General features: G+C 54.1%; 17 protein-coding genes. 10 read left to right on the top strand and 7 right to left on the bottom strand.

The window, feature by feature from the left end:
* Positions 1-141 precede the first annotated feature (141 nt).
* A complete protein-coding gene (locus AL515_RS02300; protein WP_061066965.1) occupies positions 142-1,038 on the top strand; it encodes a dihydrodipicolinate synthase family protein in 897 nt (298 codons plus the stop codon).
* Between the two features lie 42 nt (positions 1,039-1,080).
* Here AL515_RS02300 and kdgT read toward each other — a convergent pair whose 3' ends face one another.
* On the bottom strand, positions 1,081-2,064 hold the full coding sequence (gene kdgT, locus AL515_RS02295; RefSeq protein WP_048214013.1) for a 2-keto-3-deoxygluconate transporter: 984 nt from the start codon (positions 2,062-2,064) through the stop codon (positions 1,081-1,083).
* Positions 2,065-2,300: 236 nt separating this feature from the next.
* Positions 2,301-2,921: a superoxide dismutase [Mn] gene (gene sodA, locus AL515_RS02290; RefSeq protein WP_005121766.1), complete on the bottom strand. Its 621-nt coding sequence runs from the start codon at positions 2,919-2,921 to the stop codon at positions 2,301-2,303.
* A gap of 289 nt (positions 2,922-3,210) precedes the next feature.
* Between sodA and rhaT the strand changes: the two genes are divergently transcribed.
* Complete coding sequence (rhaT, locus tag AL515_RS02285; protein ID WP_061066964.1) at positions 3,211-4,245, top strand: L-rhamnose/proton symporter RhaT; 1,035 nt, start codon at positions 3,211-3,213, stop codon at positions 4,243-4,245.
* Here the strand turns inward: rhaT and rhaR are convergent.
* Together rhaR and rhaS are read right to left on the bottom strand one after the other, a co-directional pair.
* On the bottom strand, positions 4,242-5,090 hold the full coding sequence (gene rhaR, locus AL515_RS02280) for an HTH-type transcriptional activator RhaR (protein WP_048214015.1): 849 nt from the start codon (positions 5,088-5,090) through the stop codon (positions 4,242-4,244). The genes rhaT and rhaR overlap by 4 nt on opposite strands.
* Before the next feature lie 152 nt (positions 5,091-5,242).
* Positions 5,243-6,091 carry an HTH-type transcriptional activator RhaS gene (rhaS, locus tag AL515_RS02275; RefSeq protein ID WP_048214016.1) on the bottom strand — a complete coding sequence of 283 codons (849 nt, stop codon included), beginning with the start codon at positions 6,089-6,091 and terminating at the stop codon, positions 5,243-5,245.
* A 303-nt stretch (positions 6,092-6,394) separates the two neighbouring features.
* On the opposite strand from rhaS, the gene rhaB reads away from it, so the two are divergent.
* The 5 genes from rhaB to rhaM all read left to right on the top strand — a co-directional run bounded on the left by rhaB (position 6,395) and on the right by rhaM (position 11,559).
* Positions 6,395-7,864, top strand: a complete 1,470-nt coding sequence (gene rhaB / locus AL515_RS02270) for a rhamnulokinase (protein WP_061066963.1) — start codon at positions 6,395-6,397, stop codon at positions 7,862-7,864.
* Positions 7,861-9,120: an L-rhamnose isomerase gene (gene rhaA / locus AL515_RS02265; protein ID WP_061066962.1), complete on the top strand. Its 1,260-nt coding sequence runs from the start codon at positions 7,861-7,863 to the stop codon at positions 9,118-9,120. Before rhaB ends, rhaA begins: the two co-directional genes overlap by 4 nt.
* 143 nt (positions 9,121-9,263) lie before the next feature.
* Complete coding sequence (gene rhaD, locus AL515_RS02260) at positions 9,264-10,088, top strand: rhamnulose-1-phosphate aldolase (protein ID WP_061066961.1); 825 nt, start codon at positions 9,264-9,266, stop codon at positions 10,086-10,088.
* Between the two features lie 11 nt (positions 10,089-10,099).
* Complete coding sequence (gene fucO / locus AL515_RS02255; protein WP_061066960.1) at positions 10,100-11,248, top strand: lactaldehyde reductase; 1,149 nt, start codon at positions 10,100-10,102, stop codon at positions 11,246-11,248.
* Entirely contained in the window at positions 11,245-11,559 is a 315-nt protein-coding gene (gene rhaM / locus AL515_RS02250; protein ID WP_061066959.1) for an L-rhamnose mutarotase, read from the top strand. Before fucO ends, rhaM begins: the two co-directional genes overlap by 4 nt.
* Before the next feature lie 84 nt (positions 11,560-11,643).
* Here rhaM and AL515_RS02245 read toward each other — a convergent pair whose 3' ends face one another.
* Positions 11,644-12,192 (bottom strand): helix-turn-helix domain-containing protein, encoded by a 549-nt coding sequence (locus AL515_RS02245; RefSeq protein WP_003028726.1) that lies wholly within the window; start codon positions 12,190-12,192, stop codon positions 11,644-11,646.
* Between the two features lie 101 nt (positions 12,193-12,293).
* On the opposite strand from AL515_RS02245, the gene AL515_RS02240 reads away from it, so the two are divergent.
* On the top strand, positions 12,294-12,953 hold the full coding sequence (locus AL515_RS02240; RefSeq protein ID WP_048214023.1) for an AzlC family ABC transporter permease: 660 nt from the start codon (positions 12,294-12,296) through the stop codon (positions 12,951-12,953).
* Entirely contained in the window at positions 12,953-13,276 is a 324-nt protein-coding gene (locus tag AL515_RS02235; protein WP_061066958.1) for an AzlD domain-containing protein, read from the top strand. Before AL515_RS02240 ends, AL515_RS02235 begins: the two co-directional genes overlap by 1 nt.
* 42 nt (positions 13,277-13,318) lie before the next feature.
* On the opposite strand, the gene AL515_RS02230 is transcribed toward AL515_RS02235, so the two are convergent.
* Both AL515_RS02230 and fdhD read right to left on the bottom strand, forming a co-directional pair.
* The gene (locus AL515_RS02230; RefSeq protein WP_003825262.1) at positions 13,319-13,531 is read right to left on the bottom strand and encodes a DUF1471 domain-containing protein; all 213 of its coding nucleotides are present in this window, start codon (positions 13,529-13,531) and stop codon (positions 13,319-13,321) included.
* Between the two features lie 128 nt (positions 13,532-13,659).
* Positions 13,660-14,496, bottom strand: coding sequence for a formate dehydrogenase accessory sulfurtransferase FdhD (gene fdhD, locus AL515_RS02225; protein ID WP_071887305.1), 837 nt, complete (start codon positions 14,494-14,496; stop codon positions 13,660-13,662).
* A 194-nt stretch (positions 14,497-14,690) separates the two neighbouring features.
* Here fdhD and fdnG point away from each other — a divergent pair, with 194 nt between their 5' ends.
* Entirely contained in the window at positions 14,691-17,741 is a 3,051-nt protein-coding gene (fdnG, locus tag AL515_RS02220) for a formate dehydrogenase-N subunit alpha (RefSeq protein WP_105242133.1), read from the top strand.
* The last annotated feature ends 8 nt before the right edge of the window (positions 17,742-17,749 follow it).

Raw genomic sequence — 17,749 nt, 5'->3', positions numbered from 1 at the left:
CCCGATAAATTTCTCCCATTACACCACATTTATTTTACCCCAGTCGCTCAAAATGAGAGCACGGTTCACATGAAAGTTAGGGACACATGCTATCAATGTAAGCTGGTTTTGAAACATCATTTCAAATAAGGAGTCGACAACGTGACTGGTCAATCGCAATTTGCTGGCGTCTGGTGTCCTTCCATTACGCCAATGGACAATGACGGCAAGATCGATCTTAACGGTCTGAGCCAGCATCTCAAACGCCTTACAGAGGCCAACATCGACGTGATTTTGTTGATGGGCAGCATCGGGGAATTTGCCTCCTTTACGCTCGAGGAAAGGCTGTTGCTGATCCGTGAAGCCCGTGCCATGAGCTCGCTGAAGATGGTCGCCAACGTCTCATCCACTTGCCAGAACGATGTGCTGTTGATGGCACAGGAAGCGTATCGCGCCGGTTACGATGCCGTGATGATCCTACCACCTTACTATTACGGGCAAACGGCGAAACAGCTCCTGAGCTACTTCCGTCAATTGGGGCAGAAACTCAGCGGCAAATGGTTTGCCTATAACTTCCCGGCGCGAACCGGTTGCGACTTAACGCCTGAACTGGTTGCCACCCTTGCCTCTGAGTTCCCCAACTTCGCAGGCATCAAAGATACCGTCGACTGCCAGTCCCACACCCGCAGCATGATCCAGACCACCCGCGCCGTACGCGAAGATTTTGCCGTGCTATCCGGCTATGACGAATACTATATTCCTAACCTGCTGGCAGGCGGCGCAGGGGTTATTTCAGGATTAAACAACGTCATGCCGGAGCTGTTTGTCAGCGCACGAGAAGCCTTCAAGCAGGGGGATCTGGCTGCACTTCGCGATATTCAGGACCAGATTGGCACCTACATGTCCATCTACGCCATCGGTGAGGATTTCGTCACCACCATCAAAACCGTGGTATCGCGTAAGTTTGGCTATTGCACCGGGGTTTCACGTAATGCAGGCGGGGAGTTGAATGAAAGTGAGTGTCGAACAATTGATGAGGTGTTTGTAATCAAGGGTTAAAACGGTTAAGCCGGATGGTGCAAACCATCCGGCTTAATCACGTTACTTCACCGCGTTGCGTATATCGATTGCCGCCGCTCTGGCTTTGGCTCTTTTCGACCAGATGGAGGTGATAATCGGCACGAGGATGGAGGTTACAATCACTGACGTCGCCACCAGAGAGGTTGCCGCCGGCGCCATGGGTTTGAACGCCGGAACCATTTCCGCAATCAGCACCGGCGTGGCAACGGCCGCGCCAGCAGAACTGGACGCCGCAATTCCCGCCGTACCATCGCCGCCGCCAATCAGTTTATCGGCAATAATCAGCGGGATACCGGTGATTATAATCACCGCCACGCCCAGCAGAATACCCAGTACGCCGGTCTGTGCAATCACGCTCAAATCAATGGTGTTACCTAATGCGAAGGCGAAGAAAGGGATCAGCGTCTGCACGGCCTTACTGAAGAATTCCCGCAGCTCAGGATCCAGATTACCCAGCGCAAAACCAATCAGGAACGGCAATACCGCCCCTACAAATACATGCGGTTCAAACGAAGCAATCCCGGCGGTTCCCAGAATCACCATGGTCATCAACGGGCCAGACTCCAGCGACATCAGGACAAACGCCCCAGCCTCTTCTTTGGTGCCGTACTGCTGCATAATCGAGGCATACAGCCCGCCGTTAGTCATATCCATTGCGGCCACCAGCGCCAGCGTGGACAATCCGGCAAAGAACCCCACTTCCACGCCATGTTCAGGAAGAATGCGCGATGCAATCGCCGCTACCACCCATGCGACCAGGATCTTGGTTATCACTAACGTGCCGGATTTACGCAGTACGGTTCCGGTAGCGCTCAGCTTAATCGATGCCCCCATGCAAAAGAACCAGACTGCCAGAATCGGCACCGTACCGGTGATCATACCGTTGGTAAATGAGCCGAAGTATTTCCCGGCGCCGGGGGAAAAGGTGTGACACAACGCGCCCAGAAACAGCGGCACCAACATCATACCGCCTGGGATTTTCTCTATCGTACGTTTGATCTGCATTTCCATCACCTGTAGACATAAAAATGGGGCAATTTTTATGGGCGACTGCATCTTGCTTTTGAGATGCGCCCGTCTTGATGAAAAGAAGATAGACATTCGCAGAAACTATAAAAGTGATCCCACTCGCATAATAAAACCTTGTTTCAATTTAAATGGATCATTGTTTTTATATTGATTTTGATCACAAAAAAGCCCCCGCAGGCATCGCTTGCAGGGGCTTAGTTAACGCGTCGAACTTATTTTTTCGCGGCGAAACGTGCAGCAGCTTCGTCCCAGTTCACCACGTCCCAGAACGCTTTGATGTAGTCCGGGCGACGGTTCTGGAATTTCAGGTAGTAAGCGTGTTCCCAAACGTCCAGGCCCACGATCGGGAAGCCGGAAGCGCCAGAGATAGCTTCACCCATCAGCGGGGAATCCTGGTTAGCGGTGGAAACAACAGCCAGTTTGTCACCTTTCAGAACCAGCCACGCCCAGCCGGAACCGAAACGAGTGGCTGCTGCTTTTTCAAATTCAGCTTTGAAGTTGTCAACGGAACCGAAGTCACGTTCGATAGCCGCTTTCAGGTCGCCCTGCAGCGTGGTACCGGTTTTCAGGCCTTTCCAGAACAGGCTGTGGTTAGCGTGACCGCCAGCGTTGTTACGCAGAACGGTTTTCTTATCCGCAGGCAGCTGATCCAGTTTGGTGATCAACTCTTCAGCAGACAGGCTCGCGAATTCAGGCAGGCTTTCCAGCGCAGCATTAGCGTTGTTTACGTAAGCCTGGTGGTGTTTGGTATGGTGGATTTCCATCGTCTGCTTATCGAAGTGCGGTTCAAGGGCATCATAAGCGTACGGCAGGGATGGCAGTGTATAACTCATAATCATCTCCAGTATTGTCGGGCGGCCAGTGTTAACGCCGCGTAAGCAGTTGGGTCATTATAGTTAATTAAATGATATTGAAAATGATTATCAATGCCGTACTTTTTACAGGGTCTTAATTATTCATCACCATTACTGAAGATGTGAGCCAAATCACCCAGTTAACGTGATGATTGCCAACAAGAGGACAAAGGCGGCAATCGTCAAAAGGTTAATCATCTGCGTAATTTTTAAACTCGTTGTGTCGGAGGGGTTATGACCGACGATAAAAAATAACGAGGATTCAGTCATGAGTAACGCGATTACGATGGGTATTCTTTGGCATTTGATAGGTGCAGCCAGCGCAGCCTGTTTCTATGCCCCGTTCAAACAAGTTAAACATTGGTCATGGGAAACAATGTGGTCGGTTGGCGGGGTCGTCTCCTGGCTTATCCTGCCATGGACCATCAGCGCCATGTTGCTTCCCAACTTCTGGGCCTACTTCAGTTCTTTTAGCCTCTCCACGCTGGCACCGGTATTTCTGTTTGGCGCGATGTGGGGGATCGGTAATATCAACTATGGCCTGACCATGCGCTATCTCGGCATGTCGATGGGGATTGGTATTGCGATTGGTATTACCCTGATTGTCGGCACGCTAATGACCCCTATCATCAACGGTAACTTTGATGTGCTGATCAGCACCGATGGCGGGCGCATGACGCTACTGGGCGTATTGGTCGCGCTGATTGGCGTGGGCATTGTGACCCGCGCAGGACAGTTGAAAGAACGTAAAATGGGCATCAAAGCAGAAGAGTTCAACCTGAAGAAGGGGCTGGTGCTGGCGGTAATGTGCGGCATTTTCTCTGCCGGGATGTCCTTTGCGATGAACGCGGCGAAACCCATGCACGATGCAGCTGCCGCGCTGGGTGTTGATCCGCTGTATGTCGCGCTACCAAGCTATGTCGTCATCATGGGCGGCGGTGCTTTAGTCAACCTGGGCTTCTGTTTTATTCGTTTGGCAAAAGTGAAAGATCTTTCGATAAAAGCCGACTTCTCGTTAGCCAAACCGCTGATCATCACCAACGTGCTACTGTCCGCGCTCGGTGGCCTGATGTGGTATCTGCAATTCTTCTTCTACGCCTGGGGCCACGCTCGCATTCCGGCGCAGTATGATTATGTCAGTTGGATGCTGCACATGAGCTTCTATGTCCTGTGCGGCGGTATTGTTGGTCTGGTGCTGAAAGAGTGGAAAAACGCGGGCCGCCGTCCGGTCAGCGTACTGAGTCTCGGCTGCGTGGTCATTATTCTCGCGGCAAATATTGTCGGTCTGGGGATGGCCAGTTAATCATTCGGGCTACTGAGATGACGCCACTGGCTCGGCGTCATCCCGGTTTCCCGCGTAAATACCACCGAAAAGTAGTTACTGTCCTCAAAGCCGCAGCGCATAGAAATTTCACTGATCATCAGTCTACTGTGCTTAAGCAGATACTGAGCATGGCAAACCCGTACCTGGCGGAGATACTGATTGATGGTCATCCCTGTCTGGCTGCGAAACTGCTGACGCAAAACTCGCTCACTGCACTGTTCCTGCTCACAGAATTTATCCAGCGCAAAGGCATGTTCATGACTCCCGGCCAACGCGGTAATCAGCTTATCCAACAACGTTTCACTTGATGTCGCTGGCAGCGTATCCGTGGCATAGCGGTGCCGTTTGAAATGAGTCACCAGTTGCCCAAACAGCAACTCGGCCATTTCAAAAGCCAGCGGGTCACGCTGATTACTCTCATGTTCAAGCTGACTAATTATCTGCCGGGCCTGGGACATACCCGCGCTGCCAAGCCGCCAGTGGGGCTGTCGCGGCGAGCCGTTAAATCCTGGGATCGCGCTTTCCCAGCCGACATTCAGCGTCAGCCGTTCCGGGCAGTAAATGATATTTTGCAGGACGAGATCGTTAACTGAGGTGTAGGAGTGTTTGTCTTCGGCACGGATATAAAACAGATCGCCGCGGGTTATCCGGTACGGGCGATCGTTGAGAACATGCAGGCCATTGCCGCGCCATACCATCACCAGCTCGCAAAACTCATGAGTATGTTCGGCAAACACATCCTGTGGGTAACGATCGGCCACCGCGACGGCCTGGTGGTCATTCGCAAAAAAGTCTGATTTCAGAAGGACCAGATGATTCACCATCACATCACCTCAACCTGAACGCTTGCCGGATGCGCTACGTTTATCCGGTCTACAAGGCATCCACGTAGGCCGGACAAGGCACAGCCGCCATCCGGCATAAAAGGGTATGATTATCAGCAAACGGACGGCAAAAAACGTTGATAGCTTTCGCGTTACTGGAGGCTGCTTCCAGTAATGACATCGCGTCCCTGTCGGATATCGCGCGGCGACCAGTTAAACTCCCGGCGAAACAGCGTCGAAAAATGGTTACTGTCACCGAACCCACAACGATAAGCGATGTCCGTCACGCTGTCATCACTGTGACGTAGCAAATGGCGGGCTTTGATAAGCCGTAGGCGGTTGAGATAGCGCTGTGGCGTCAGCCCGGTCTGTTGTTTAAGCTGGCGGTGCAAAGTCCGTAAAGAGAGCGAAAACTGCTCGGCTACAGCTTCCCAGCACACTTCGTCGGCAAAGTTATCCTCCAGCCATGCCAGTAGTTGGTTCAGTCGCGCATCATTATCTGTTGCCGCTTCCATCAGGCTGCTTTTACGCAACAGCACCAACAGCTGCATGAACAAGATCTCACGATTTGCCGCCGTTGGCGTATCCATTGCCTCTCCAAGATTTTCCATTTGCCCCACCAGATGCCGAACCTGCTGCAACACGCTCTGATTCACCCGCCAGTGTGACGGATATTGCCCATTCAGCTCCTGGGGTAACAACTGATTCAGCCCGGCCAAAAACTGAAACGCATCCGGGGAACGATACAGAATATTGGTCAGACACAGGTTGTCAGTATGTTCATATAAGTGTCTGTCATGATCGCGGACAAAACACACCGTTCCCCCGCTAATGGTATAAGGCTGTCCATTGAACACATGAATTCCCGTACCATGTTCAACCACTACAATTTCATGAAAATCATGATGATGTTCTGGAAAGGCAGGCTGAGGAAGCCGGGGCTCAATCGCCACGGGCGCTTTACCTGTCGGAAAAAAATCCACGCAATGCAATACGGTCATAATGACATCCCCCCCGATCAAATGAACATGGCTGAATAGTAATTAAGGGTTATCACCCTCACCTTAAATTTTTGACGCCAAAGTGCGTAAACACGGTCAATTCTTCAAGAAATAGCGGGAAAGATCGGGAATTGCGGAAGGGGTCACATCAGGTGAAACCGTCCCCATTAGTAGAAACTGTGAACGCTATCACGTTCACCTTTGCCATGCTGCCAGCCGCGTATTGTCGCTGTCACTAACAAGAAGGTACGCCATTTCACGGGTTCTTAGACTGAGTGCAATGAAACTCAGAAGGACCTCGCTATGACTCTTCGCCATTGTGTCGCTGTTGATCTCGGTGCATCCAGTGGACGCGTAATGCTGGCGCGTTACGACAGTAAACACCGTACCCTGACACTGCGTGAAATCCACCGCTTTGTTAACTGTCTGCAAAAAACAGACGGTTTTGACACCTGGGACATCGATAGCCTGGAAAACGACATTCGTCTGGGGCTGAAGAAAGTCTGCGATCAAGGCATTCGGATCGACAGCATCGGCATTGATACCTGGGGCGTGGATTATGTCCTGATCGATAAAAACGGTCAGCGCGTTGGGTTGCCAGTCTCTTATCGCGATAGCCGCACGAACGGCATTATGTCGCGGGCCATGACGCAGCCAGGTAAAAGTGACATCTATCACCGTAGCGGCATTCAGTTTCTGCCCTTTAATACCCTGTATCAGCTCCGCGCGCTGGTCGAGCAGCAACCGGAACTCATCCCCCAGGTGGCGCATGCCCTGCTGATCCCCGATTACTTCAGCTATCGCCTGACCGGCGAACTGAACTGGGAATACACCAACGCCACCACCACCCAGTTAGTCAATATCAACACCGACGACTGGGACGAAACCCTGCTGGCCTGGAGCGGTGCCGACACAACGTGGTTTGGCCGCCCCACGCATCCGGGGAACGTAATTGGTTACTGGATTTGTCCACAGAAAAATCAAATCCCGGTGGTTGCCGTCGCCAGCCACGACACCGCCAGCGCAGTGATCGCATCACCGCTGGCCGATAAAAATAGTGCCTATCTCTCTTCCGGTACCTGGTCACTGATGGGGTTTGAAAGCCGAACCCCATATGCCAACGATGCGGCACTGGCGGCGAACATCACCAACGAAGGGGGCGCGGAAGGGCGCTACCGCGTGCTGAAAAACATCATGGGGCTGTGGCTACTTCAGCGCGTGTTAAAAGAGCGGCAGATAACCGACCTGCCTGCCCTTATCGCTCAAACCCAGGCGCTGCCGGCCTGCCAGTTTCTGATTAACCCCAACGACGAGCGCTTTATCAATCCTGACGATATGAGTGCGGAAATTCAGGCGGCCTGTCGTGAATCAGGCCAGCCCGTTCCTCAGCAAAACGCCGAACTGGCGCGCTGTATTTTCGACAGTCTGGCGTTGCTGTACGCCGATATCCTGCAGGAACTGGCTGAGCTTCGCGGCGAAGCATTTCACCAACTGCACATCGTCGGCGGTGGGTGCCAGAACGCATTACTCAACCAGCTTTGCGCGGACGCCTGCGGTATTCGCGTCATATCCGGGCCTATTGAGGCCTCCACGCTCGGCAATATTGGCGTCCAGTTGATGACGCTGGACGAGCTTAACAACGTCGATGATTTCCGTCAGGTGGTGCGTGCCAACTACGACCTGACCACCTTCATCCCCAATCCTGAAAGTGAAATTGCCCGCCACAAAGCGCAGTTTCAACCATTACGACAGACAAAGGAGCTTTGCGCATGACCACTCAACTTGAACAAGCCTGGGAACTGGCAAAACTGCGTTTCGCAGCGGTAGGTATTGATGTCGAGGAAGCATTACGCCAGCTCGATCGTCTGCCGGTCTCCATGCACTGCTGGCAGGGCGACGACGTAGCCGGATTCGAAAACCCGGAAGGTTCGCTCACGGGTGGAATTCAGGCAACCGGTAACTATCCGGGCAAAGCGCGTAACGCCAGCGAACTGCGTGCCGATCTGGAGCAGGCGCTGAGCCTGATCCCGGGTCCAAAACGTCTGAATTTGCATGCGATCTATCTGGAGTCTGATACGCCAGTTGCCCGCGACCAAATCAAACCTGAACACTTCAAAAACTGGGTTGAGTGGGCGAAAGCGAACCAGCTAGGGCTGGATTTCAACCCGTCCTGCTTCTCACATCCGCTGAGTGCCGACGGTTTCACGCTGGCCCACGCCGATGACACCATTCGCCAGTTCTGGATTGACCACTGCAAAGCCAGCCGTCGCGTCTCGGCGTATTTTGGCGAGCAGTTGGGTACGCCATCAGTGATGAACATCTGGATCCCGGATGGCATGAAAGACATCACCGTTGATCGTTTAGCGCCGCGCCAGCGTCTGCTGGACGCGCTGGACGAAGTGATCAGCGAGAAACTCGACCCGGCGCACCATATCGATGCCGTCGAGAGCAAACTGTTTGGTATTGGTGCAGAAAGCTACACCGTCGGCTCTAACGAGTTCTATATGGGTTATGCCACCAGCCGCCAGACGGCGCTGTGCCTGGATGCGGGTCACTTCCACCCGACCGAAGTGATTTCCGACAAGATCTCCGCCGCCATGCTGTACGTGCCGCGCCTGCTGCTGCATGTCAGCCGTCCGGTGCGTTGGGACAGCGATCACGTGGTGCTGCTGGATGATGAAACGCAGGCGATTGCCAGCGAGATCGTGCGCCACAACCTGTTTGACCGCGTACACATCGGCCTCGACTTCTTCGACGCCTCCATCAACCGCATCGCCGCGTGGGTGATCGGCACCCGCAATATGAAAAAAGCCCTGCTGCGCGCGCTGCTAGAACCGACCGGGCAACTGCGCCAGCTTGAAGCCAGCGGCGACTACACCGCACGTCTGGCTCTGCTGGAAGAGCAAAAATCGCTGCCGTGGCAGGCCGTCTGGGAGATGTATTGCCAGCGTCACGACACGCCAGCGGGCAGCCAGTGGCTGGAAAGTGTGCGCGCTTATGAAAAAGAGATTTTGAGCAAACGTGGCTAACTGTGACGCCAGGCTTGTAGGCCGGATAAGACGCCCCGCGTCGCCATCCGGCAATAAATGAAACACGATTGCCGGATGGCGCTTCGCTTATCCGGCCTACGTAAGACCCGATAACGTTCGGGCAATAAATGGGAACACCGAACATGCAAAACATTACCACTTCCTGGTTCGTCCGGGGGATGATTAAAGCCACTTCCGATGCCTGGCTGAAAGGTTGGGACGAACGCAACGGCGGCAACCTGACACTGCGCCTGGATGAGGCAGATATTGCGCCATTTAGCGCCGATTTCCACGAAAAACCACGCTATATCGCGCTGAGTCAGCCGATGCCGCTGCTGGCGAATACGCCGTTTATCGTCACCGGTTCGGGGAAATTTTTCCGCAACGTCCAACTCGACCCGGCCGCAAATCTGGGCGTGGTGAAAATCGATAGCGATGGCGCGGGTTATCACATTCTGTGGGGTCTGACCCACGAAGCCGTACCGACTTCCGAACTGCCCGCCCACTTCCTATCCCACTGCGCGCGCATTAAAGCCACCAATGGCAAAGACCGCGTGATCATGCACTGCCATGCCACCAACCTGATCGCCCTGACCTACGTACTGGAAAACAATACCGCGCTGATGACCCGCAAACTGTGGGAAGGCAGCACCGAGTGTCTGGTGGTGTTCCCGGATGGCGTCGGTATTCTGCCGTGGATGGTGCCAGGTACCGATGAAATCGGTCAGGCCACCGCCGAAGAAATGCAGAAACACTCGCTGGTACTGTGGCCGTTCCACGGCGTGTTCGGCAGCGGACCTACCCTCGACGAAGCGTTCGGTTTGATCGATACCGCAGAGAAGTCCGCTGAGGTTCTGGTCAAGATTTACTCGATGGGCGGTATGAAGCAGACCATTACGCGTGAAGAGCTGATCGCACTTGGCAAACGCTTCGGCGTGACGCCGCTGGCCAGCGCACTGGCATTGTAAGGAGAATAATGATGAGCTTTATGTTGGCACTGCCAAAAATTAGCCTGCATGGCGCCGGCGCGATTGCCGATATGGTGAACCTCGTGGCGAATAAGCAATGGGGCAAAGCGCTGATCGTCACCGATGGTCAACTGGTAAAACTCGGCCTGTTGGATAGCCTGTTTGCGGCGCTGGATGAACATCAGATGTCTTACCACCTGTTTGATGAGGTGTTTCCAAACCCGACGGAAGAGCTGGTGCAGAAAGGTTTCGCGGCGTATCAGGACGCAGAATGTCACTACATTATTGCCTTCGGTGGCGGTAGCCCGATCGATACCGCTAAAGCGGTGAAGATCCTGACCGCCAACCCCGGCCCTTCTACCGCCTATTCCGGCGTAGGCAAGGTAAAAAATGCTGGCGTACCGCTGGTCGCCATCAATACCACCGCCGGAACGGCAGCAGAGATGACCAGTAATGCGGTCATTATCGACTCAGCTCGCAAAGTTAAAGAGGTGATCATCGACCCGAATATCATCCCGGATATCGCCGTGGATGATGCCAGCGTCATGCTGGAAATTCCGGCATCCGTCACCGCCGCAACCGGCATGGACGCCCTGACCCATGCGGTAGAAGCCTATGTTTCCGTTGGCGCGCATCCGCTCACCGACGCTAACGCGCTGGAAGCGATTCGCCTGATCAACCTGTGGCTACCGAAAGCGGTCGACGACGGTCATAACCTCGACGCCCGTGAACAAATGGCGTTTGGTCAGTATCTGGCGGGGATGGCATTTAACAGCGCTGGTCTCGGTCTGGTGCATGCGCTGGCGCACCAGCCGGGCGCAACCCATAATCTGCCACACGGCGTCTGCAACGCCATCCTGCTGCCGGTAATCGAAAACTTTAACCGCCCGAACGCCGTGGCGCGCTTTGCCCGCGTGGCGCAAGCGATGGGCGTCGATACCCGTGACATGAGCGATGAAGCGGCAAGTATGGAGGCCATCAACGCGATTCGTGCACTCAGCAAGCGTGTCGGTATTCCTGCGGGCTTTAGTTCGCTTGGCGTGACGAAAGAAGATATTGAAGGCTGGCTGGATAAAGCGCTCGCCGATCCGTGTGCGCCGTGCAACCCGCGCACCGCCAGCCGCGACGAGGTCCGCGAGCTGTATCTGGAGGCGTTATGATCCGCAAGGCCTTTGTGATGCAGGTGAATGCCGACGCGCACGTTGAGTACCAGCGTCGTCATAACCCCATCTGGCCAGAACTGGAAGCAGTGCTGAAAGAACACGGCGCCCATCACTACGCGATTTATCTCGACGAGGAGCGCAATCTGCTGTTCGCCACCGTTGAGATTGAGTCCGAGGAGCGCTGGAATGCCGTTGCCAGTACCGACGTTTGCCAGCGTTGGTGGAAACATATGCGTGACGTAATGCCGGCCAACCCAGACAACAGCCCGGTCAGCGCAGAGTTAAAAGAAGTGTTTTATTTGCCATAAGTCGTGTGCCCGGTGGCGCAAGCTTACCGGGCCTACGGTTCTATTTTTTCCTGGTCGGATAAGCGATAGCGCCATCCGGCAGTTTCAATTCTGCTCAGAAACCAGAATCGCCTGGGTGTCAGGCTCCAGTGCTTTAAAGATATGCGCCTGGTCAGCGGGGTAGCAAATATAGTCGCCCTCGCCTAACTCCTCCGGCGCTTCCGTCAACCCCACCATCGCCTTACCCTGCGTCACGATAATATGTTCAACCGATCCCGGTGGATGCGGTTGTGAAATACGATCTGCGCCCGGTTGCGTCAGCAGCAGATAGATATCCCGCCGCGCGCCCGGTGGGCAGGCTGCCAGTAAAATAGCCTGATAGTGGGCCTGCTCAGCCACGACTTTTGTCCCTTCGCCACGGCGAATCACCTGCGTTTTTTGCTCCTGCGGTTCCAGTAATCGGGCAAAGGGGATATCCAGCGCCACACACAGCGACCACAGCGTTTCCAGGCTAGGATTACCATTTCCCGCTTCCAGCTGCGAGAGTGTCGATTTTGCAATTCCCGCGCGACGGGCAATTTCTGCCAGCGATAAACCGGTGCGCTGACGTTCACGCACCAGACTTTTCGCGATCATACTGATGGGTTGGGTCATTCTCGACTCCATGTTCTTTATATCGAACGAATCGTTCGACTTGTAAATCAAACTGATTGTGTTCATTATAATGGAAACTCGTTCGATATGGCTAAAACGGTATGAAACATTATTTTTCCAGCCTCAAAGGCGACACGATTAAAGCGATATTTTTAGTGTGCCTGGCCGTCGGCGTGGTAGGCATGTCCTACGGTTCGCTGGCAATGGCTTACGGCTTCCCGATTTGGGTGCCCTTTGTACTCTCGATTACAGTACTGGCCGGAGCTTCTGAATTTATGTTTATCGGTATTATCGCCAGCGGCGGAAATCCGTTAGCGGCAGCGGCGGCCGGGTTACTGGTGAATGCCCGACATGTACCGTTTGGCGTGACGGTACGCGATCTGGTCGGCACTCGCGCCGCCAGCTTTCTAGGCTGTCATATCATGAACGATGAAAGCGTGGTGTTCGGCCTGTCGCAGAAAACACCGGAACAACGTAAAGCCGCCTACTGGTTATGCGGTCTGGGCGTCGCCATTTTCTGGCCGATTGGCACACTGATCGGCGCGGGCGTCGGCAAACTGCTCCCTGCCCCGGAAACCATTGGTCTGGATGCCGTTTTCCCTGCCATTTTGTTGGCCTTAGTGGTTCCAGCTTTTAAAAACCGCACCACGCTCATCCGTGCCTGTAGCGGGGCCGCATTGTCACTCGCTTCCGTACCTTTCGCACCGGTAGGCTTGCCGGTACTGCTTTCACTGTTTGGCTTACTGACGAGGAAAAAATAATGGGCAACATGACGCTGTTTATCGTCGGTATCGCCGTGTTATCTCTGGGAACCTATTTAATGCGTTTGGGGGGAGCAAAACTGGGAGGCCGTTTAGCCTTTTCTGAACGTTCACAGGCGTTGCTTTCTGATGCTGCAACGGTGCTACTGTTTTCCGTTGCGCTGGCAACCACCTTTTACGAAGGCGAACACTTTGCCGGCATGGCGCGCGTGCTGGGCGTGGCTTTTGCGGTGTTTCTCGCCTGGCGTAAGACGCCATTGATTGTGGTGATTATCGCTGCAGCAGTGGTAACCGCACTGCTGAGAATGGCGGGTATAAACTAAAAAAGCGCCCCAAGGGCGCTCTTTCGACAATACTAAGGTCTCTTATTTCAGCAGTTCAGCAGTCATGTGCACGCGGTTACCGGTGTATGCCTGAGTGATTTTGTAATCGCTGGCACCTGCGCGTTCAGCCTGAGCGGCAATTTTTGCTTCAGCGCTTTCCAGCGTAGAACCGGTTGCGGTAACTGTCTGAGCAGCGAAAGAACCGAAAGACGTAGCCAGAGCGATAACTGCGACAAAAGTTTTGATGCTTTTCATGATATAAACCCTTTCACTTAGTTGTTTGAGTAAGGCACCGTGCCTTGATGTGATAAATAGTAGCCTTCATATCACGCAACTAAAAGCGGAAGGATTTGCCTATATTATTCAAATTAACTGAACAATTATTACTCAGCGATCAACCGCTGCGGATGGGTGTAGATCGTCGCCCTGCCCGGTTTGCAAAAACCCACCAGCGTCAGGTTACAACGTTCGGCAACTTCTACGGCAAGCGTTGTCGCGGCTGAGACAGCAAACAGGATCTCCACGCCACACATCGCCGACTTTTGCACCATCTCGTAGCTGGCGCGGCTGGAGACTAATACTGCGCCCGTCCGCCAGGCTTCCCCTTCGATAGCACGTCGTCCCAGCAGTTTATCCAGCGCCACATGACGCCCAACATCTTCATGTCCACCCGCCAGATGGCCTGACGGCTGTACCCAGGCAGCCGCGTGCGTGCAGCCTGTCAGTTGCCCCACGGGTTGAAAATCATTGAGATGTCGTAAAGAGTGATCGAGATTCGCCAGATCGAATGTCTGGGTAAACGGCAGCGGCTGGACCGGCTTGCCAATGTCATTGAGTTGTTCAACGCCGCAAACGCCACAACCGGTACGACCGGCCAGTGCACGACGTCGCTCCTTCAGCCCCATAAATCGACGACTGGACAGCTCAACCTGCACTTCTAATCCGTTACAGGAAGGCACCACTTCCATTGCGTAGATATCCTGCGGGCGTTCAATAATGCCTTCAGAAAGTGAAAAGCCCAGCGCAAAGTGCTCAAGATCTTTCGGTGACGCCATCATCACCACGTGCGAAATCCCGTTGTAAACCAGCGCAACCGGCACTTCTTCAGCGACCTCATCTGGCTGAGGATGTTGCAAATCCTCGCGTTTCCAGAGAGTCAACTGGCGCGATCCTGTCAAAGTCGTCACATTTTTGATGTTTTCTCGAATAATCTTATTCACTTTCTTTTAACCATATTGGAACACACATACCAACATTGTGGTATTCTTTACAAACCCCTCCTGGACGGAGGGAAATTCACCCAATTCTGGACCTTTGCGGTCCCGTCCGCAAAGAAAAATAACAACCACTTCCCTCGCGCTCGAGTAACGGAAAAGTGAAGGGAACGTGACAATGTCGAAACAAGGAGCGAACCATGCAGGTCAGCAGAAGGCAGTTCTTTAAGATCTGCGCTGGCGGTATGGCAGGCACCACGGCAGCGGCACTGGGTTTTGCACCCGGCGTAGCGCTCGCGGAAACACGGCAATATAAACTGCTGCGCACCCGCGAAACCCGTAACACCTGCACTTACTGTTCCGTTGGCTGTGGACTGTTAATGTACAGTCTCGGTGACGGAGCAAAAAACGCCAAAGCATCCATCTTCCATATTGAAGGGGACCCGGATCACCCGGTAAACCGTGGCGCGCTGTGCCCGAAAGGGGCAGGACTTGTGGACTTCATCCACTCCGAAAGCCGCCTGAAATTCCCGGAATACCGCGCACCAGGCTCTGATAAGTGGCAACAGATTAGCTGGGATGAGGCATTTGACCGCATCGCTAAGCTGATGAAAGAAGACCGCGACGCAAACTACGTTGCACAAAACGCCGAAGGCGTAACCGTTAACCGCTGGCTTTCCACCGGGATGCTGTGTGCTTCCGCTTCCAGTAACGAAACCGGCTATTTAACGCAAAAATTCTCCCGCGCGCTCGGTATGCTCGCGGTCGACAACCAGGCACGCGTCTGACACGGACCAACGGTAGCAAGTCTTGCTCCAACATTTGGTCGCGGTGCGATGACCAACCACTGGGTCGACATTAAAAACGCCAACCTCGTTGTGGTGATGGGCGGTAACGCCGCTGAAGCTCACCCGGTCGGGTTCCGCTGGGCGATGGAAGCCAAAATACACAACGGCGCGAAGCTGATTGTTATCGATCCTCGCTTTACGCGAACCGCAGCGGTAGCTGATTTCTATGCGCCGATTCGTTCCGGTACTGACATTGCCTTCTTGTCAGGCGTCTTGTTGTACCTGCTGAACAACGAAAAATTCAACCGCGAATACACTGAAGCCTATACCAACGCCAGCCTGATCGTGCGTGAGGATTACGGTTTCGAAGATGGCCTGTTCACTGGCTACGACGCGGACAAACGCAAGTATGACAAAACCAGCTGGAACTACGAGCTGGATGAAAAAGGCTTCGCCAAACGCGATGTCACCCTGCAACACCCGCGCTGCGTATGGAACCTGCTGAAACAGCACGTCTCCCGCTATACGCCGGACGTTGTAGAAAATATCTGCGGTACGCCAAAGGCTGACTTCCTGAAGGTCTGTGAGTACATCGCAGAAACCAGTGCCAAAGATAAAACCGCGTCGTTCCTGTACGCCCTTGGCTGGACACAACACTCCGTAGGTGCGCAGAACATCCGTACCATGGCGATGATCCAGTTGCTGCTTGGCAACATGGGGATGGCAGGCGGCGGCGTTAACGCCCTGCGCGGTCACTCCAACATTCAGGGGCTGACCGACTTAGGCCTGCTATCACAAAGCCTGCCGGGCTATATGACCCTGCCCAGCGAGAAACAAACTGACCTGCAAACCTACCTTGCCGCCAACACGCCAAAACCGTTGCTGGAAGGTCAGGTGAACTACTGGGGCAACTACCCGAAATTCTTCGTCTCAATGATGAAAGCCTTCTTTGGCGATAAAGCGACAGCGGAAAACAGCTGGGGCTTCGACTTGCTGCCGAAGTGGGATAAAGGGTACGACGTTCTGCAATACTTCGAGATGATGAACCAGGGCAAAGTGAATGGCTATATCTGCCAGGGCTTTAACCCGGTAGCGTCATTCCCGAATAAAAACAAGGTTGTGGCTTCACTGTCCAAACTGAAATTCCTGGTCACCATCGACCCGCTCAATACCGAAACGTCTACCTTCTGGCAGAACCACGGTGAGTCGAACGATGTGGACCCGGCGAAAATCCAGACCGAAGTATTCCGTCTGCCGTCCACCTGCTTCGCCGAGGAGAACGGTTCTATCGTCAACTCCGGTCGTTGGTTGCAGTGGCACTGGAAAGGCGCGGACGCCCCGGGGATTGCCGTTACCGATGGTGAAATCCTCGCCGGTATCTTCCTGCGCATGCGCAAGATGTATGCCGAGCAGGGTGGCGCGAACCCGGAACAGGTGCTGAGCATGACCTGGAACTACTCCACACCACACGAACCGGCTTCGGAAGAAGTGGCGATGGAGAGCAACGGTAAAGCGCTGGCCGATATTACCGACCCGGCAACGGGCGCGGTTATCGTCAAGAAAGGCCAACAGCTTAGTTCGTTCGCCCAACTGCGTGACGACGGCACGACCTCCAGCGGCTGTTGGATTTTTGCCGGTAGCTGGACGCCGGAAGGCAACCAGATGGCACGTCGCGATAACGCCGACCCATCAGGCCTTGGCAACACGCTGGGCTGGGCATGGGCGTGGCCGCTCAACCGACGCATTCTGTATAACCGCGCCTCCGCTGACCCGCAGGGGAATCCGTGGGATCCAAAACGTCAGATCCTGAAATGGGATGGGGCGAAATGGAGCGGGATGGATATTCCGGACTACAGCGCCGCCGCACCGGGCAGTAACGTTGGGCCGTTCATCATGCAGCCGGAAGGGATGGGACGTCTGTTTGCTATCGATAAGATGGCGGAAGGTCCGTTCCCGGAACACTACGAGCCGTTTGAAACGCCGCTGGGGACTAACCCGCTGCACCCGAACGTTATCTCAAACCCTGCCGCGCGTATCTTCAAAGATGACGCGGAAGCGCTGGGTAAAGCGGATAAATTCCCGTACGTCGGTACGACCTACCGTCTGACCGAGCACTTCCACTACTGGACCAAGCATGCGCTGCTCAATGCCATCGCACAGCCAGAACAGTTTGTGGAAATCGGCGAGAAGCTGGCGAATAAGCTCGGCATCTCTCATGGCGATACCGTCAAAGTCTCCTCTAACCGCGGCTACATTAAAGCCAAAGCAGTGGTGACCAAACGTATTCGCACGCTGAAGGCCAACGGTAAGGATATCGATACCATCGGTATTCCGATTCACTGGGGCTACGAAGGTGTGGCGAAAAAAGGCTTTATCGCTAACACGTTAACGCCATTCGTCGGTGATGCGAACACGCAGACGCCGGAATTTAAGTCCTTCCTCGTGAACGTGGAAAAGGTGTAACGGAGACG

Origin of the sequence: Citrobacter sp. FDAARGOS_156, assembly GCF_001559235.2 — a bacterium.
Classification (GTDB): Bacteria; Pseudomonadota; Gammaproteobacteria; order Enterobacterales; family Enterobacteriaceae; genus Citrobacter; species Citrobacter youngae.
The sequence above is the reverse complement of the archived record's forward strand: the minus strand, read 5'-3'. Positions and strand labels throughout refer to the sequence as shown.

Excerpts from the sequence above, each read along its gene's own strand:
- kdgT (WP_048214013.1), bottom strand. The coding sequence starts at position 2,064 with ATGCAGATCAAACGTACGATAGAGAAAATCCCAGGCGGTATGATGTTG.
- sodA (WP_005121766.1), bottom strand. The coding sequence starts at position 2,921 with ATGAGTTATACACTGCCATCCCTGCCGTACGCTTATGATGCCCTTGAA.
- rhaT (WP_061066964.1), top strand. The coding sequence starts at position 3,211 with ATGAGTAACGCGATTACGATGGGTATTCTTTGGCATTTGATAGGTGCA.
- rhaR (WP_048214015.1), bottom strand. The coding sequence starts at position 5,090 with ATGGTGAATCATCTGGTCCTTCTGAAATCAGACTTTTTTGCGAATGAC.
- rhaS (WP_048214016.1), bottom strand. The coding sequence starts at position 6,091 with ATGACCGTATTGCATTGCGTGGATTTTTTTCCGACAGGTAAAGCGCCC.
- rhaB (WP_061066963.1), top strand. The coding sequence starts at position 6,395 with ATGACTCTTCGCCATTGTGTCGCTGTTGATCTCGGTGCATCCAGTGGA.
- rhaA (WP_061066962.1), top strand. The coding sequence starts at position 7,861 with ATGACCACTCAACTTGAACAAGCCTGGGAACTGGCAAAACTGCGTTTC.
- rhaD (WP_061066961.1), top strand. The coding sequence starts at position 9,264 with ATGCAAAACATTACCACTTCCTGGTTCGTCCGGGGGATGATTAAAGCC.
- fucO (WP_061066960.1), top strand. The coding sequence starts at position 10,100 with ATGAGCTTTATGTTGGCACTGCCAAAAATTAGCCTGCATGGCGCCGGC.
- rhaM (WP_061066959.1), top strand. The coding sequence starts at position 11,245 with ATGATCCGCAAGGCCTTTGTGATGCAGGTGAATGCCGACGCGCACGTT.
- AL515_RS02245 (WP_003028726.1), bottom strand. The coding sequence starts at position 12,192 with ATGACCCAACCCATCAGTATGATCGCGAAAAGTCTGGTGCGTGAACGT.
- AL515_RS02240 (WP_048214023.1), top strand. The coding sequence starts at position 12,294 with ATGAAACATTATTTTTCCAGCCTCAAAGGCGACACGATTAAAGCGATA.
- AL515_RS02235 (WP_061066958.1), top strand. The coding sequence starts at position 12,953 with ATGGGCAACATGACGCTGTTTATCGTCGGTATCGCCGTGTTATCTCTG.
- AL515_RS02230 (WP_003825262.1), bottom strand. The coding sequence starts at position 13,531 with ATGAAAAGCATCAAAACTTTTGTCGCAGTTATCGCTCTGGCTACGTCT.